We start from the raw sequence: 17,056 nt of genomic DNA on the forward strand, positions 1-17,056 counted from the left end.
AAATTTTAACGTTTAATTGGTTAATGAATTACCATATCCCACCAGTACAACAGAAAGAATGATGGTGAATATACCGAGGGAAATAGTAGCGAATGTTTTACTGCTGGCGTTCTTCCATTCCTTCAGCACAAATCCCCACATGCCGGAGATGAGGATAATAAAGGCCATGTGCAGTATCCAGGAACTGGCGTCATTACCCAGCTTACTTTCTCCCATACCATAAAAAAAGAATTGCAGGAACCAGGTAGTACCGGCAATAGCGGCGAACAGATAATTTTTTACCAGTGGTGTTTCCTTATTGGTGTAGTCGTTGAACGACTGATTTCTTCTATTGAGGATCATACACCAGGTAAAATTGGTGGTGAGCCCACCCAGCATGATGATCACAAAAATAACATTGTTTTTGAACAGGGGGTTCACGTTATTAGCCACGGCGGCCTCTCCCATGCTGCCACCCGCTGAAATGGCAAAGCTCATACAAGCGCTTAGTATACCGGAAATGATGGCAACGATCAGTCCTTTGCGCAGATTGAATTCCTTGATGGCGGCTGTTTTTTCTTCGTCCGACAGTTCCCGTTCCTTTAATACGCCTGCCCTGCCACAGATAGCAATACCAATCAGGCATACCACTACTCCCATCAATACATACAAGCCTTTGCTGGAATGTAACATGGCGCCGAAAGTATTGGGATCATCGGTAAAAAGTTGACGGTACACCGGTGGTATGAGCGCGCCAAAAGCGGAGCAGAATCCCAGGGCAACCGCCATCCCTAATGACATACCCAGGTAGCGCATCGACAACCCAAAGGTTAAGCCACCGATACCCCATAATACACCCAGGAAATAGGTCCAGAAAAGTACATGCCCCTGTGTGCTGCCAATAATATCCATAAAGCCGGGGACAGTTAGCCAGGCCGCCATCAGCGGCACCACCAGCCAGGAAAATATTCCGCCCACAATCCAGTAGCTTTCCCAACTCCAGCCCTTCACTTTCTTGTAAGGGATATAAAAACTTCCGGAGGCAAATCCTCCGATAAAGTGGAATAAAACGCCCAGTAAAGCTTGCATAACAAGTATGTAATTTGTAACGTGGAAAACTAATGTTTCATAAAAATAAAGCATGAATCATTTCAAACTGTCATGCACTGTCATGCTTCCAATATCCGCTACCAATTGTTGAATTAAATGACTATCATTGTCGGGAAAAGTTGCTGACAGCAAATTCCACGGGACTAACACCTATTGCGCATGAAACAACATCCGATTTTTAAATACCTGTTTATAGACGACTTCTCGGCCACTCCTAAATATTTCCAACTGGCCAATTCCATTATTAAAGCCATTGTAGACCAGAAAGTACAACAGGATGATATTTTGCCTTCCATCAATGAGGTTAGCTATGCATTTGAAATATCAAGAGATACCGCAGAAAAAGCCTACAAGTACCTCAAAGGCCTGGGGATACTGGGGTCTGTGCCAGGTAAAGGATATTATGTACAACATACTAATCTTGACCAGCAATACAAGATACTACTCCTGTTTAATAAACTGAGCGAGCACAAAAAAATCATTTATGATTCCTTCGCCGATAAATTAGGAGAACAGGCCAACATCGACTTTTATATTTACAACAGTGACTTCAGCCTGTTTAAAAAACTGTTGTCCGAAAACATACAGGAATATACGCATGTGGTGATCCTTCCGCATTTCCGCGAGCGCTGGGAGCATGTAGATGAAGTGATCAACACCATTCCCAAAGAGAAGCTTATTTTGCTGGATAAGAAGCTGAAAGGCGTTACCGGTGAATATGGCGCGGTGTATGAAAATTTTCAGGAAGATATTTATGGCGCCCTGGAACAAGCCATGGATAAGCTGCAGCAGTACCATACCCTGAAAATAATTTACCCGGAAAACACCTATTACCCGGAAGAAATTTATGAAGGGTTTGCGCAGTTCTGTCAGAATTATGCATTCAACAGTAAAAAGGTGAATGAAATTGAGATAGAAGATATCCAGCCGGGAGACGTATATATTAACCTGCGGGAAAATGACCTGGTGTTGCTGATAGAAAGAATTATTTCTCTGAATCTGCAGATAGGCAAAGATGTGGGCGTAATTTCCTATAATGAAACCCCGCTAAAAAAGTTCATCCTGAACGGCATTACCACTATTTCCACGGACTTCAAATGTATGGGAGAAATGGCGGCGCAACTGATCCTGGATCATTCCAGGGCACAGATTGAGGTACCGTTTTATGTGACCATGCGGGCGTCGCTATAACTATTTTCCTACCTTTGGGGCATTAAACGGAAAAATATGCAAACACCAGAAAAATCCAATGATCCGCTGCACGGGCTTACCTTAGAGAAAATAGTGACGCACCTCTATGAGAGTTATGGCTGGGAAGAACTGGGACAACAGATCAGGATTAATTGTTTCACGAGCAATCCATCGGTACAGAGCAGTTTGAAGTTCCTGCGTAAAACGCCCTGGGCGCGGCAAAAGGTGGAAGACTTCTACAAATATTCCCTGAGAAAAAATAAGTTGAAATAATGATCATTACGGGATGTTCGATTTCGAACATCCCGCCTCCAAAAACGAACATTTAACCCCACATACCACTTCCCTATCTCCTGAAAATCATAACGTTAACAAATGGCACCGCTTTAGCGGCCAGGTACACTTCCATCAAACCGTTGCCCATGTTTATCAGCTATCTAAAAACTGCCTATAGCATTCTCCGGCGAAATATCAGTTACACGGTGTTAAACGTAGCGGGGCTTACCCTGAGTATTGCTGCCTGCCTGATGATATTCCTGATTGTAAAGAATGAACTGGGGTACGACCGGTTTTATAAAAAGGCAGATCGTACGTACCGGGTAACGCTGCATGCACTGGATTATAATCCCAGTGTATCCGTGGCGGTAGCGCCTGCGTTACGCAACGACTTTCCGGAGCTGGAACAGGTAGCGCAATACTGGTACCTGGGAACCGGGTTGGTAAAAACAGGCAATACCCGGTATAACGAAAAGGGATTTGCTTTTGCGGACGCCGCCTTCCTGCAGATCTTTGATAACACCTGGCTGGCAGGTGATCCGCGTACAGCGCTATCTGACCCTAATGAGGTGGTGCTTACTGCCAGTATAGCAAGGAAATATTTTGGCGATAATGATCCTATGGGGCAGATCATTAACCTGGACAATGAGCATAATCTGAAAGTAACTGGCGTAGTGAAAGACCCTCCGGCCAATAGCAGCCAGCCGTTTATATTTCTTGTTTCATATGAAACCATCCGGAAAGATATGCTGGCCAATGCCAACTTCTATAACATTTCAGGCGCCAGCACTTATGTGCTGCTACCGGAAAAATACAATGCTGCGCAGCTACAAAGCAGGATGAAGGGCTTTATTACGAAAAACTGGGGCGCTGATATTGCGGCGGACGCTAATTTGTTGGTACAGCCCTTAAAAGAAATACACTTTGACCAGCGTTACCAGGAAAGCCCCGCCGCTCCTACCGCCAACAAAGCCACCTACTGGGGCCTGTTGATGGTGGCGCTTTTTATTATCCTCACTGCATGTATCAATTTCATCAATATGGCTACCGTGCAGGCAATACGCCGGGCCAAAGAAGTGGGCGTACGCAAGGTATTGGGGGCACATCGCGGACAACTGATCTGGCAATTCCTGTCTGAAACGGCCTTGCTGGTAATATTTGCAGTGGTGCTGGGCATTGCTGCGGCTACCCTGTTTCTTCCTGTCGTAGCCACCTGGATCGGTGTTCAGCTGAATGCCTCCGGCTTATTGCAACCATCACTTTTACTCACTATCGCCGGTATAACGGTAACGGTTATACTATTAGCGGGTGGTTATCCTGCATTTATACAATCCGCCTTCCAACCGGTCACTTCCCTAAAAAGCAATACCAGTGTAAGTATAAAGGGATTAGGTGTTCGAAAAATACTGGTAGGTACCCAGTTTGGTATTTCTCAACTATTAATTGCAGGCACCCTCATTGTTGGTTACCAGATGGATTTCCTGAAAAACCAGGACCTGGGTTTTAACAAAGATGCCATCATTTCTTTTCCCGTTCCGGATGGTAGCAAGCGGGATGTGCTGGAAGCGCAATTGCTGGCCAATCCCGGTGTAAAGCAACTCAGCTTTGCTTCCGGTCCGCCGGTAGGTGGGAGTAGCTATGCCGCATTTACCTGTCCGGCAGAAGGTTTGATCAAAGACGATGTCACCGAAAGAAAAGCCATAGATGAAAAATACCTGGACCTGTTTTCCATCAAACTATTGGCTGGGGAAAAGCTGCATAAAGGTTTGGAAGGAGATACGCTGCGCCAGGTATTGATCAACGAAACCATGCTGCATAAACTGCATATCCAGGTACCGGAAAAAGCGATTGGCAAAACGTTTTATATCAACAACGACGCCGTGATGATCAAAGGAGTAGTGCAAAATTTCCAGAGTGAATCGCGGTATAAGAAAAGCAGACCTTGTGTACTGCAATACAGGTCTGACCGGTTCAGCACCGCCTGTGTACAGCTGGCCTCCAAAGATATGTCAGGCACGCTGGCCCGCATTGATAAATCCTGGTCAGCGCTTTTCACCGATGAACTTTTTCAATACGACTTCCTGGACGAGCGTATTGCACGGTTGTACAAACAGGAGCAACGACTATACACCGCCTTCAAGCTGTTTTCTGCATTGGCTATCCTGATTGGTTGCCTTGGACTGTACGGCCTGGTGGCCTTTGCCGCGGTGCAACGCAAACGGGAAGTAGGCATCCGCAAAGTATTGGGCGCTTCTTTATTCCAGATTACCGGACTTTTTGCCAAAGAATTTATTGTACTGATACTGTTAGCCTTTTGTGTAGCGGGACCAGTAGCGTGGTTGGTGATGCATCACTGGCTGGATAATTTTGCCTATCAAACGCATATTGGGGGTGGTACATTCCTGATAGCGATCAGTATATCGGTGGTGATTGCAGGGGTGACCATTGCGTCACAGGCAATCAAAGCGGGGTTGGCGAATCCTGTAAAGAGTTTACGATAACCATAAAGCGCGGGTTGTGGACTTTTCCACCGCCCGCGATTACCACTTCACTTTCAGACCCATTTCTTTTTTCATCGTGAGCAATGCTTCGGCGTTGCCTTTGGCATCGTCTACCGGATGATGGGTATGCCGGGTTTTCCGGAGATGTTTAAACGTAGTAAAGGTGTCTTTCATCATACCTTTGTACAAGCTACCCAGGTTCTGAGAGCTGAATCCGAAAGGGTTTTCGCCCAGGAAGTGATGAAAGTACCAGCAGATAAACATCCAGTCGAAGCCGTTGTTGTCGCTGATAAACATAGGCCGGTCCCTGCTTACGGAAGCTATCCAGTTTTTAAAATTCAGCATCACGGTTGCCGGATCTTCGAACTGCAACGTTGCCTCCCGGGTGTGGCCGGATACCCCCAATGCCTCCGGAATAAATTTATCGGAAATGGGTTTCAACTGACCGTAAAAGGTCTGATTCAGCTGTTCATTGACGAGAACAGCGCCAAATGAGATCATGGAGTAGTCGCCCGGAATAGGTCCGTCGCTTTCCACGTCCACCATAATAAAAGCCATAAAATGGGTTTGTTTTTTTTGGGTTAAACAAATTTTTATTTCAGCCGCAAAGATATAATAATATTTTCCATATCTGCAAAATCAATGCAGTAGCACTTCTTCTTTGCTACAAAAAAGACTATCTTTTCCAAAAGTCTGGTATGAAATATTTCCTCGGATTGTTATTGGTGAGTGCACTGCTTTATTGTAATACGATCTATTCTCAGGTAGTTAATAAAAACACCATTCCGATTACCAAAATATGCAAGCAGATTGACGGAGATGCTTCTCTTCGGAAAGTAGCTTCCACCGGGGATTTATCCCGTTTACCTGCATATGGCAAGACCAAGGAATTAACAGGGTACTACAAAGACAGCACCCTTGTAAAAATGATTTTGAAGGGGCATGATAAAAACGGTAAGGAAACATTTGTTTACTACTATCATCATAATGCCCTTATTTACGTTTATAATGAGTATTTCGGCCCCCATTACAATGAAGCGGGGAAACGCGTCCCTAATGCCTTTGAAAGCAACTTCCAGGGCTATTATTACTTCAGGAATGGAAAATGGCTGGATGAGATATCCACTGGCCACAACCGGTTTGAAGACGACCAACTCGATTCAGGCAAGATACTACCCGCAGAGGCAAAGGAATGCAGACAGCTGCTTCCATAAAAGAAAAAGGCATCCCGGCTTTGCCAGGATGCCTTTAACGCCAAAGCGTTAACAGAGTCTTTTATGGAGCCCCCCTTTGATTAAACTAAATTAATCGCAGGTGTCCATGAATATTCTGTAGATTGCATGAATACCTCCTTTTCTTTGGTGAGTAATGAAATTACTGGAAAATATCCAGAAAAGAAAATACTACCACAAAAAAATTACTTATTGCTGCAGTGGAATGATATATTACTTCCCGCTTACCACGGGCAGCGCTATTTCATGGATCCTTTTTTCAAAATAATAAGCGCGGTCCATATTAGAAGAATTCGGTCCTATATTCTCCAACACCACAATACTGCTGCGGGTAGCCGGATAATAAAAGTTGATACCAATAAAACCGCGGTCCGGTAAAAAGCCGGTATGTCCAATTTCTGTTTTGCTGTCGTTGACCATCAAACCGTATCCTCCGCCCGTTTCACCTATTACCGGATGCTGCCGGGGCGCATAAACAGTGGTCATCGCCTTATACATGCTATCACTCAATATTTTGCCACTGTTCAACCATTCATTCCAGCGGGCCAGGTCCGGGGCGGTAGATACTACTCCTCCCGCTCCCAGTAAGCTTTCCGGGATGGGCTCCGTCTTTGCCTGTAGCTGCCCCTCTTGGTTTTCCTCATAACCGGTCATCGGTTTTATACGCGGAGGCACTCCGGAATTGGGCATGCTGTTTTGTTGAAACAGGTCTTTCAGTAATACCGCATATACTTTGCCGGTAACATGTTCCAGAACAGATTCCAGTAATACATATCCAAAATTGGAATAGGCCAGTTTAGCGCCGGGGGTAAATGCCAGGGGTTTGTCGTACCACACCACCCCTGCCGTATGATTCAGGAGCTGATGGATGGTCACGCTATCGGCCCAGGCGTCTTTTATAGCAGGCAGATAAGTACGCAGCGTTTTTTGCAGCTGAATATTTCCTTTTTCTACCTCCTTTAATACCAGCACTGCCGTGATTTGCTTGGACACAGACATAATAACAAAACGGCTATCCATGGTCACTGGTTCCTTTGTCTCCCGGTTAGCATATCCCATCGTTTTGGCATATAGCGTTTTGCCATTTTGTTTAATCAACACCACGCCGCTGAACTCCCGCACATTTTTAGCGGCCAGCAATGAATCCAGGCGGACGGGAAGGCTTTGCTGGGCTACGGCGCAGCCGCCAGCCAACACTAGTAATCCGGTAAATAATCTCCTCAGCTGTATCACTTATTTCTTTTTTAAAGCGGTAGCAATGGCTTTTTCTGCCAGTGGGCCCATCACGAGATAACCTTCCTTGTTAGGATGCACCCCATCATAGGTCAATTCTTTTTTCAATCCTTTTTGTTCATCTGCCATCGCGCTGTAGTAGTCGAGGTATACGCAACCATTTTTCGCAGCATATTCTTTAATCAGCTGATTCAGTTGCGCAATTTTAGTAACTGGGTCCAGTCCTTTGCGCCATGGATAATCATATGCAGGCAGTACAGACGACAACACTACTCTTATGCCATTGGCTTTTGCCAGTTCCGCCATAGATACGATGTTGCCAAAGATGGTGGGAACAGGCGTATAGCCGGTGTTTCCTGCGATATCATTGGTACCCGCCAGGATCACTACCACTTTAGGATGCAGTTCAATTACATCGGGTCGGAAACGAATCAGCATCTGTGGTGTAGTTTGACCGCTGATGCCTCTGTTGATATAAGGTTTGCCGGTAAAGAACTCCGGGTTCAGATTTCCCCAGCCGATAGTAATAGAGTTGCCCATGAAAACGACCCGCTGCTCGCCGGCTTTCGGAGCCTCCACTTTAGCGTTATCTTCCTGAAAACATTTCAGGCAGGCCCAATCCTGCTTCATCAGTTCCGAGTCTTTATCCTGTGCAAAAGCAGCGGTACCCAGCAGGGCAAACAATACCATTAATGGCCAACTTAATTTTTTCATTTTCATCTATCAGATTTTATAACGCGGTTAGCAGTTAAATGCGCCAGAAAAATAACGCTTTTTTTCTGGCATTACCAACCATCAATTTTTAAAGGTGTACTGTCAAGGGTCGGCGGCCATAAAACAGGACAGTGCAGGACAGTACAGGACGCAACAGGACAGGAATCTATGATACTTCGCCTAAATTTATTTCCGTTAAGCATCGCCGTTTCATCACACCTAATTCCACTTGTTATGATTAAAGTCTACATCCTTTGTCGTAAAGGATACACCGTTATGGCACGTTATGGCGTCACGTTTTTATTACTATTCTTTTGCCTGCCAGGCTTTGCGCAGGAAAAAAATAGCGTCACCGGACAAATAACTGATGCAGGTACCGGCGCTCCTCTTCCCAGCGTTACCGTTGGGGTTAAGGGCAGCAGCAAGGGTACTTTTAGTGACGCCAATGGCAGATACACCATTGCTGCCGGCACTGCTGATTCACTTGTTTTTAGTTTTATCGGGTACGTTTCCAAAACCCTGCATGTGGGTAATCGTACCAAAATCAGTACACAGCTGGAATCCAGCAACAAAGTACTCAACCAGGTAGTAGTAGTGGGTTATGGTACCCAACAAAAGAAAGATGTTACGGGTTCTGTGGGTATTGTTGCCATGAAAAATGTGAAAGACATGCCGATAGCAGGTCCTGATCAGGCCCTGGCCGGGCAGATTGCCGGTATCCAGGTAAGCACCTCCAACGGTATTCCCGGTGGTGGCCCACAGGTACAGGTGCGTGGCATTGGTGCTGTAGGCGCCGGCAGCCAGCCCCTGTATGTAGTAGATGGTTATCCACTGGCCTCATCTTCTGATCAGATATCTGATCCGATGAATGCCATTAATCCACAGGACATAGAGTCTATGGCGGTATTGAAAGATGCATCTGCCACGGCGATCTATGGTTCCAGAGGTGCAAATGGTGTAGTACTTATTACCACCAAACGTGGTAGCTCCGGTATTCCCACCGTGCAACTCTCCGCCAACTATGGCCTCCAGCAAATTCCGCAAAAAGGCCGGCCTAACCTGATGAACGGACAGGAATTTGCACAATTCAGAAAAGAAGCGATTGAAGACAACATCCGCTTCACTGAACACCGTGAACCTACCGATGCGGATATTCCGGAAATTTATCGTCACCCTGAACTGATCGGCGAAGGTACMAACTGGTTCAATGCCATTACCCGCGTGGCTCCTATGCAGGACATCAACCTTAGTGTAAGCGGCGGTACAGAGAAAATAAGAACCTATATTTCTGCCGGATACTACAACCAGGATGGTGTAGTGATCAACTCCGGGTACAAAAGATTTTCTGTCAGAGCTAATGTAGATGCCAACCTTTCTGACCGGTTGAAAATCGGTTTTAACATCGCGCCCTCTTATACCACCCGCAAAGGCAATACCAACGGGGAAGGCAGAGGCAACTACTTCGGTATCGCCAGTCCTATTGAGCCGATTTACAAACCAGATGGCAGTTACAATGCCTATATCCAGAGTCCGGGTACTTTCGGTTTGCCTAATCCGGTGATGTTCCTCAATGAGGTCATTAACCGCTCCAAGAGCACCCGTATTTTGTTCAACACCTACGGCGAATATGAAATTATTAAAAACCTGAAGTTTAAATCTACCTTTAACGTAGACTACCAGGAAGGTTCCGGAGAATATTTCCTGCCTTCTACGATCGGCGGCACCAACGTAGCACCCCCTACCATTCCTTCTGGTGGCTACAACAGCGGTAACTACCTGAACTGGCTAAACGAAAATACTTTAACCTATCAGTATAACACCAACAATGGTCATGCCTTCACCGGGTTACTCGGCTATAGCGTACAATCACAAAAAGAACAATATGGTGGCTTCAATGGCGCCAACTATCCTGACGATGATATCAAAACATTAAACGCCGCAGCTACCATCACCGGCGGTACTGATAAAACCGAATGGGCGTTACTGTCTTATCTCGCCAGGATCAACTATGCATATAAAGACAAATACCTCGCCACCGCCACCGTGAGAAGTGATGGATCGTCCCGCTTTGGGCCTGATAACCGCTGGGGCACCTTCCCTTCTGTGGCTTTAGGATGGCGTGTTTCGCAGGAAGATTTCATGAAGTCGTCCCGCATTTTCAGCGATCTGAAACTAAGAGTTTCCTATGGTTTCTCTGGTAACTTCAACATCGGCAACTACTCTTACATGAGTAACATCGGCACCAGTGATTATGTATTAGGCGGCGCCCTCGCCGGTGGCCGTGTAATGAACACCCTCGGCAACCCGAACCTGGGCTGGGAAAAAATGCGTGAATTGAATATAGGCGTTGACGTTGGATTGTGGAAAGACCGTGTTTACCTGACCATTGACGCCTACAAACGCAATACCCAACAACTGCTGTTAAACGTAGAAGTACCACAGTCGAGCGGCTTCTCTACCGTTACTGAAAACAAGGGGGATATGGAAAACAAGGGGCTGGAAATTGGTATCTCCTCCCGCAATATCGAAACCAAATYACTCACCTGGACCACCAACTTCAACATCTCCTTCAACCGCAATAAAGTGCTGGCATTAGGCAAAGACAATGCACCTATTTACTCCGGTAACTCCAGCGAAGGCAATCCTACCAACGTAAGTATGGTAGGCAAACCACTCGCGATGCTGTACGGATATGTATTTGATGGCATCTATCAAAATCAGGCAGAAGTAGATAAAGGCCCTGCCTTTCCAGGCGCTATCCCGGGAAATATCCGTTTTAAAGATATCAATGGCAATGGCGTCATTAATCCGCGGGAAGATTTCGCCATCATCGGCAATCCTTATCCCGACTTCAACTGGGGCTTAACCAACATCCTGAACTACAAAAAATTCGACCTCCGTGTACTGGTGGTAGGCTCTCAGGGAGCTGACCGTTTACATGCCACCAACGACTACAACGGTAACATCGATGGCGTATTTAACGTAAGAAAAGATGTAGCTAACAGGTGGAGGTCTGAATCCAATCCCGGTAACGGAAAAGTGCCTACTACCAATGGTTCCGGCCGTGGCAGGGTAATGTACAGAGATGTAAGTTCACTGACAGTAGAAAAAAACAACTATGCCTGGGTGAAAAATATTACCCTCGGTTATAGCCTGCCAAAATTTGGATTTGTACAGAGTGCCAGGGTTTACCTGAGTGTGCAGAATGCCATTCTGTTCACCCACTACAGTGGCAATCCGGAAGTAACCAACTACCTGGGTAAAGGCGGTAGCGGTGCGCTGGTACCGGGTATCGACTACTCCAGTTATCCGGTTCCAAGAATTTATACACTGGGTGCCAACCTCTCCTTTTAATTCAGTTCCTAAAAGTATAGCAACATGAAAACAAAAATATCTTTTATCGCGCTTTTAGCGATTGCACTGAATGGATGTAACCAGATGCTGGATGTGAAACCGAATTCGTTTTCCAGCGGTTCAAATTATTATACCAACGAGGGCCAGGTATTGCGCGCGGTAAACGGCTGCTATGGCGTGTTACAGGATTTATATCTCAGCGACTACTGGGCCATGACTGAAATGAGAGCAGATAACACCAACTATCAATATGATGAAAGTGACCGTGGTGCGCAGCAACGGGAGGAAATTGATGAGTTTCTGACCACTACCAGCAACAACTATATTAATAATACCTGGGCGCAGCTATATCGGAACATACAGCAATCCAATGTTATTCTGACCCGCATCGATGCCGTCACTTTCGCAAGTGAGGCCACTAAAAAACAATATACCGGCGAGGCCAAGTTTCTCCGGGCCCTGTACTACTTTCACCTGGTGCGTCTTTTCGGCGGTGTGCCCCTATTGGTGAAGGAAGTGGCAGGCCCGGAGCAGGCTTCCACTCCTAAAAGAGCCAGCGTAGCAGAAGTGTATGCGCAAATCATTGCAGATGCCACTGATGCTGCAGCCAACCTGCCAGCATCCTATACTGGCGCAGACATAGGCAGAGCCACCAAAGGCGCGGCGCTGACCTTGCTCGGCGATGTGTATATGACCATGAAAGATTATCCGAAAGCAGTGACTACCCTGCAACAGGTAGTAGCCCTGAATTACTCGCTGGTCCCTAGCTATGCAGATAATTTTGATCCTGCGAAGAAGAATAATTCGGAGTCCATTTTTTCAGTACAGTTTAATTCCGGACTGGAAACAGAAAGCAGCAACTTCATTTTTGTATTTGGTCCGCGTAACGGTAAAAAAGATCTCACCGGTTTCAATGGTAACCTGGGTGGTAACAATATTCCTACTCCCAGCATTGTGAATGCATATGAAGCAAAGGATAAGAGAAAAGATGCGTCCATTGCCATGTACGACAGTCCTACCAACGCCGCCTTTGCCGAATCAGTGGCTTTCGGCGGTAAGTTACCGTTCATCAAAAAGTTTTACCATCCTCCATATGCACTGGATGGCCGTGCCAATGAAAACTGGCCGGTATACCGCTACTCTCAGGTGCTGCTGATGCTGGCTGAGGCCATCAATGAAACCGGTACCGGTGATCCCCTGCCCTATATCAACCCGGTACGGGTACGTGCAGGACTCGATCCGGTGCCTGCTTTGAGCCAAACCGCTTTCAGAGATACGGTATTTCATGAACAACGGGTGGAACTGGCCTTTGAAGATCAGCGCTGGTACCAACTGTTACGCACTGGCAAAGCAGTAACCGTGATGGCCGCACACGGCGCCGAAGAGAAAAAGCGCCTGACCAGGCTTAGCCCGGCTTCGTACAACATACAGCCGTTCCAGTTATTATATCMGATTCCTGAAAGAGAGATTAGATTGAATGGATTTGATCAAAATACCGGTTGGTAAAAAAAAGTAGAAAAAAGGGGAAACGTTTGCTATATTACTACAGCTATAGTCAACCGTCCACGTATAGTATCATCTCAGGAAACTTATACAAGCATATATTATGACCACGTTAAGAAAAAAACCATTCAGGCTGCTAGCGCTTATTACGACCGTTCTCGTAACAGCGGTAGCCTGCAATAACGGAAACGACTCAACGTCAAAAGACAAGGAACACAAAACAGGAAATCCGAAAATCGATGCCTTGAAATTACCTGATAATTTTAAAGCAGAGCGGCTATACAGCCCCGGCGATAACAAGCAGGGCTCCTGGGTATCCATGACTTTCGACAACAAAGGCCGAATGATTGTATCTGATCAATACGGCTACCTCTACCGGTTGCAGCTGCCCGCTGTAGGAGAAGATTCGTCTAAACTGAAAATTGAAAAACTGAACATCGGCAACGATACGTCTACCCAGAAAGTATCTATGGGATATGCTCAGGGATTGCTGTACGCGTTTAACAGTTTGTATGTAATGGTGAACCACAACAGTGACGACCGGTTCAACAAAGGCAGCGGATTGTATCGCTTACAGGATACCGATGGCGATGATCAGTTCGACAAAATCACGATGCTCAAAGCATTGGATGGTGAAGGCGAACACGGTCCACACAGCATTGTACTGGCGCCTGATGGGAAGTCTATATATGTGATTGCCGGGAATTTTACTAAGATTCCGGAGATGAATAACTATAAGGTGCCGCTGTCAGTTAACATTGATAACGTGCTTCCTTTTATCAAGGACCCTAATGGTCACGATAACGTGGTCAACACACATGGTGGCTGGATTGCGCACATCGATTCTACGGGTAGCAACTGGGAACTGATCAGCTCCGGCTATCGTAATCCTTTTGATCTTACTTTCAACGACCAGGGCGATATGTTTACCTATGATTCCGACATGGAATGGGATTTTGGTACGCCCTGGTACCGCCCTACCCGTATCTGCCAGGTTACCAGCGGCAGTGAATACGGCTGGCGCCCGGGCACCGAAAAATGGTCGCCTGCCTATCCGGACAACTTACCACCGTTGTTGAACATTGGTCAGGGTTCCCCTACAAACCTGATCTATGGCGGCAAAGCACGTTTCCCGGAGAAGTACCGCAAATCATTGTTTGCTTTTGACTGGAGCTTCGGCATTATCTACGCCATTCATCTGCAACCAGAAGGTGCTTCTTACAAAGCCAGTGCAGAAGAGTTCCTGTCTGGTTCTCCGCTGCCGCTGACCGATGGTGTCATTGGTCCTGATGGTGCGCTGTATTTCCTGACCGGTGGCCGCCGACTTGAATCTGATTTATACCGCGTATATTATAAAGACAATAAGGAAAGTAACGAACCGCTGGCTGCTACTACCCCTACAGATGGCGCCAACACCCGCAAACAGCTGGAAGCCTATCATGGTGGTGCTAAGCCCGGCGCAGTTGATTTCGCGTGGCCTTATCTGAAAAACAGTGATCGCTTCATCCGCTTTGCGGCCAGAATAGCGGTAGAAAATCAACCGGTGAGCCAGTGGCAGAATAAAGTATTACAGGAAAAAGATCCTGAAACATTGATACAGGGCGCCATTGCGTTGGCTCGTCAGAGTAAGGAAGATGTAAAAAAATTACTCTTACCACAACTCATGACCATCAACTATGCCCAGTTATCACCTGCTCAGCAAATTGATCTGCTGCGCGCTTTTGAACTGGTATTTGTACGCATGGGCAAACCTGACGCAGCACTTTCTGCACAGGTAGCCGCTTACCTCGATCCACAGTATCCAGCCAGCAGCAATGATCTTAACCGTTCGCTGAGTAAAGTACTGGTATACCTCGATGCGCCTAAATCCGTAGAAAAAACCATGGCATTACTGGCCACTGCGAAAGATGATACCGCCGCGCAGAAAACTGCGATGCAATCTTCCGACCTGATTCTGCGTAACCCGCAATATGGACTGGACATTGCCGGCATGCTCTCCAAAATGCCGCCACTGCAGCAAACCTGGTATGCCACCGTGCTGAGTCAGGCTAAAAATGGCTGGACGCCTGCTTTGCAGGAACAGTACTTCCAGTGGTTCTATCATGCCTTTACTTTTAAAGGTGGGCATAGCTTCATTGGCTTCATCAATACGGCACGTAAAAATGCACTGGCGAATGTACCGAAGAAAGAGTTCGCTCATTTCAACCTGCTATCCGGTGATTCACTGGTGAACAACGGTGGTGGCCTGGCACAAGGCTATGCACAACCGAAAGGACCTGGCAGAAACTGGAAACTGGACGAAGCCGTGAAAGTAGTAGACAGTGGATTAACGAACCGGAATTTCGAACAGGGCAAAGCCATGTTTAATACGGTGCTGTGTAGTTCCTGTCATGGTATGCGCGGAGAAGGCGGTGTAGCTGGTCCGGATCTAACGCAACTGGGTACACGCTTTTCCACTAAAGACATCCTGGAAGCTATCATCGACCCAAGTAAAACCATTTCTGATCAGTATGCTGCCACCGTGTTTTCCCTGAAAAATGGCGGTTCTGTATTAGGCCGGTTGGTGAGCCAGGACAAAGACAAATACATCATTTCACAGAATCCGTTTGCACCACAGGACCATCGCGAGTTGCTGAAAAAAGAAGTTGCTGGCACCAAAACATCTACCGTATCAGTGATGTTGCCAGGGCTGATTAACCGCCTGAATGAAGAAGAACTGAGGGACCTGGTGGCCTACCTGAAATCCGGTGGTAATAATAAGGATTCTGTTTTTCTGCCTTCAAAGCAACTGGGTAGTAAATAATTTTTTGAAAGATAAATCCAGCGCGGATGACTACACAAACACCCGGATGGCAACACAAGATATCGCATCACTTACAACTGGGCGGTATAGAAACAGCGGTGCTGGACAACGGCCCCGGCAGGGGTACCCGCATTGCCTGGATCAATACCGGTGCAGGGTTGCGATACAAAGTAGTGATTGACCGTGCCATGGATATTGCCGATGCATTTTTCAATCAGCATAGCCTGGCGTGGATTAGCCATAGTGGCGTTACCGCACCACAACGTATCACTGACAAAGGTTTGGACTGGCTCCAAACCTTTGGCGGTGGATTGATGACTACCTGCGGGCTCTCCCATGTAGGCGGTCCTGAGTCCGACGAATACGGGGATCGCGGGCTGCATGGTCCTATCAGTAATACGCCGGCGGAAATCATTTCCATCATTCAACCGGACCCAGTGAACGGACAAATGGAGATGAGCATTACCGGTATCATGCAACAGGTACAGGTGCTGGGACCGCAGCTGGTATTGAAACGTACCATTTCCAGTACACTTGGTCAGGCAGGTATACGCGTACATGATGAAGTGATTAATAAAGGCAATGTACCCGCGCCCCATATGCTGCTGTATCATTTCAACCTGGGATGGCCACTGGTAGATGAAGGGGCAGATATCTGCTGGGAAGGCGACTGGACTTCCCGGGAAGGTAATCCGGACCACATCTTCCGGGAAGGCCATCCTTATAAAAAATGTGCCGCACCGACGGACAGCCATGCCGGCAGTGGCGAAGAAGCCGCAATCATTCATCCGGTAGCAGATGCCGACGGATGGTGTACCTGCGGCGTTCACAATGCTGCGCTGCCACTGGCACTCTCCTTACGTTTCAAAAAAACACAGCTGCCGGTGCTGACCAACTGGCAACACTGGGGCAAGGGCGAGTATGTGATGGGGCTCGAACCTGGAACCCATCCTCCTACCGGTCAGGCGAAAGCCCGGCGGGAAGGAACACTGATTACGCTGCAACCCGGTGAGGCCAGACATTATGAACTACAAATAGCTGTTAGCAGTTAGCTTTTAGCTTTTAGCAAATGCAGCGGAGACCAGAGTATGCTTATATCCGCTGCATTTGCTAAAAGCTAAAAGCTAACTGCTAACAGCTTAAAAATTAAATTATAAACC

The 17,056-nt window shown here is 46.9% G+C and carries 12 protein-coding genes; 8 read left to right on the forward strand and 4 right to left on the reverse strand.

Annotation, left to right across the window (positions count from 1 at the left end):
- Positions 1-12 precede the first annotated feature (12 nt).
- Complete coding sequence (gene rhaT, locus AC1DFM_RS20800) at positions 13-1,068, reverse strand: L-rhamnose/proton symporter RhaT (protein ID WP_477078676.1); 1,056 nt, start codon at positions 1,066-1,068, stop codon at positions 13-15.
- Positions 1,069-1,248: 180 nt separating this feature from the next.
- Between rhaT and AC1DFM_RS20805 the strand changes: the two genes are divergently transcribed.
- The 3 genes from AC1DFM_RS20805 (at position 1,249) to AC1DFM_RS20815 (ending at position 5,057) form a co-directional block, all read left to right on the forward strand.
- A complete protein-coding gene (locus AC1DFM_RS20805; RefSeq protein ID WP_477078677.1) occupies positions 1,249-2,280 on the forward strand; it encodes a GntR family transcriptional regulator in 1,032 nt (343 codons plus the stop codon).
- A gap of 36 nt (positions 2,281-2,316) precedes the next feature.
- Positions 2,317-2,553, forward strand: coding sequence for a VF530 family protein (locus AC1DFM_RS20810; RefSeq protein WP_477078678.1), 237 nt, complete (start codon positions 2,317-2,319; stop codon positions 2,551-2,553).
- Positions 2,554-2,702: 149 nt separating this feature from the next.
- The gene (locus AC1DFM_RS20815; protein ID WP_477078679.1) at positions 2,703-5,057 is read left to right on the forward strand and encodes an ABC transporter permease; all 2,355 of its coding nucleotides are present in this window, start codon (positions 2,703-2,705) and stop codon (positions 5,055-5,057) included.
- A 39-nt stretch (positions 5,058-5,096) separates the two neighbouring features.
- Here AC1DFM_RS20815 and AC1DFM_RS20820 read toward each other — a convergent pair whose 3' ends face one another.
- A complete protein-coding gene (locus AC1DFM_RS20820; RefSeq protein WP_477078680.1) occupies positions 5,097-5,615 on the reverse strand; it encodes an exonuclease in 519 nt (172 codons plus the stop codon).
- 140 nt (positions 5,616-5,755) lie between these two features.
- Between AC1DFM_RS20820 and AC1DFM_RS20825 the strand changes: the two genes are divergently transcribed.
- Positions 5,756-6,271, forward strand: a complete 516-nt coding sequence (locus AC1DFM_RS20825; protein WP_477078681.1) for a hypothetical protein — start codon at positions 5,756-5,758, stop codon at positions 6,269-6,271.
- A 231-nt stretch (positions 6,272-6,502) separates the two neighbouring features.
- Here the strand turns inward: AC1DFM_RS20825 and AC1DFM_RS20830 are convergent, their stop codons facing one another.
- The gene (locus AC1DFM_RS20830) at positions 6,503-7,522 is read right to left on the reverse strand and encodes a serine hydrolase domain-containing protein (RefSeq protein ID WP_477078682.1); all 1,020 of its coding nucleotides are present in this window, start codon (positions 7,520-7,522) and stop codon (positions 6,503-6,505) included.
- On the reverse strand, positions 7,523-8,236 hold the full coding sequence (locus AC1DFM_RS20835; protein ID WP_477078683.1) for an SGNH/GDSL hydrolase family protein: 714 nt from the start codon (positions 8,234-8,236) through the stop codon (positions 7,523-7,525).
- A gap of 234 nt (positions 8,237-8,470) precedes the next feature.
- Between AC1DFM_RS20835 and AC1DFM_RS20840 the strand changes: the two genes are divergently transcribed.
- The 4 genes from AC1DFM_RS20840 to AC1DFM_RS20855 all read left to right on the forward strand — a co-directional run bounded on the left by AC1DFM_RS20840 (position 8,471) and on the right by AC1DFM_RS20855 (position 16,948).
- On the forward strand, positions 8,471-11,590 hold the full coding sequence (locus tag AC1DFM_RS20840) for a SusC/RagA family TonB-linked outer membrane protein (protein ID WP_477078684.1): 3,120 nt from the start codon (positions 8,471-8,473) through the stop codon (positions 11,588-11,590).
- 24 nt (positions 11,591-11,614) lie between these two features.
- Entirely contained in the window at positions 11,615-13,096 is a 1,482-nt protein-coding gene (locus AC1DFM_RS20845) for a RagB/SusD family nutrient uptake outer membrane protein (RefSeq protein ID WP_477078685.1), read from the forward strand.
- A gap of 100 nt (positions 13,097-13,196) precedes the next feature.
- Positions 13,197-15,896: a c-type cytochrome gene (locus tag AC1DFM_RS20850; protein ID WP_477078686.1), complete on the forward strand. Its 2,700-nt coding sequence runs from the start codon at positions 13,197-13,199 to the stop codon at positions 15,894-15,896.
- 26 nt (positions 15,897-15,922) lie between these two features.
- Entirely contained in the window at positions 15,923-16,948 is a 1,026-nt protein-coding gene (locus tag AC1DFM_RS20855) for an aldose 1-epimerase family protein (protein ID WP_477078687.1), read from the forward strand.
- Positions 16,949-17,056: the final 108 nt, after the last annotated feature.

The sequence above is a fragment of the Chitinophaga sp. 05T412 genome (assembly GCF_056396465.1).

What these genes read in the sequence shown, in the direction of transcription:
- AC1DFM_RS20825 (WP_477078681.1), top strand. Translation starts at nt 5,756, where the DNA reads ATGAAATATTTCCTCGGATTGTTATTGGTGAGTGCACTGCTTTATTGT.
- AC1DFM_RS20835 (WP_477078683.1), bottom strand. Translation starts at nt 8,236, where the DNA reads ATGAAAAAATTAAGTTGGCCATTAATGGTATTGTTTGCCCTGCTGGGT.
- AC1DFM_RS20850 (WP_477078686.1), top strand. Translation starts at nt 13,197, where the DNA reads ATGACCACGTTAAGAAAAAAACCATTCAGGCTGCTAGCGCTTATTACG.
- AC1DFM_RS20805 (WP_477078677.1), top strand. Translation starts at nt 1,249, where the DNA reads ATGAAACAACATCCGATTTTTAAATACCTGTTTATAGACGACTTCTCG.
- AC1DFM_RS20855 (WP_477078687.1), top strand. Translation starts at nt 15,923, where the DNA reads ATGACTACACAAACACCCGGATGGCAACACAAGATATCGCATCACTTA.
- rhaT (WP_477078676.1), bottom strand. Translation starts at nt 1,068, where the DNA reads ATGCAAGCTTTACTGGGCGTTTTATTCCACTTTATCGGAGGATTTGCC.
- AC1DFM_RS20815 (WP_477078679.1), top strand. Translation starts at nt 2,703, where the DNA reads ATGTTTATCAGCTATCTAAAAACTGCCTATAGCATTCTCCGGCGAAAT.
- AC1DFM_RS20810 (WP_477078678.1), top strand. Translation starts at nt 2,317, where the DNA reads ATGCAAACACCAGAAAAATCCAATGATCCGCTGCACGGGCTTACCTTA.
- AC1DFM_RS20820 (WP_477078680.1), bottom strand. Translation starts at nt 5,615, where the DNA reads ATGGCTTTTATTATGGTGGACGTGGAAAGCGACGGACCTATTCCGGGC.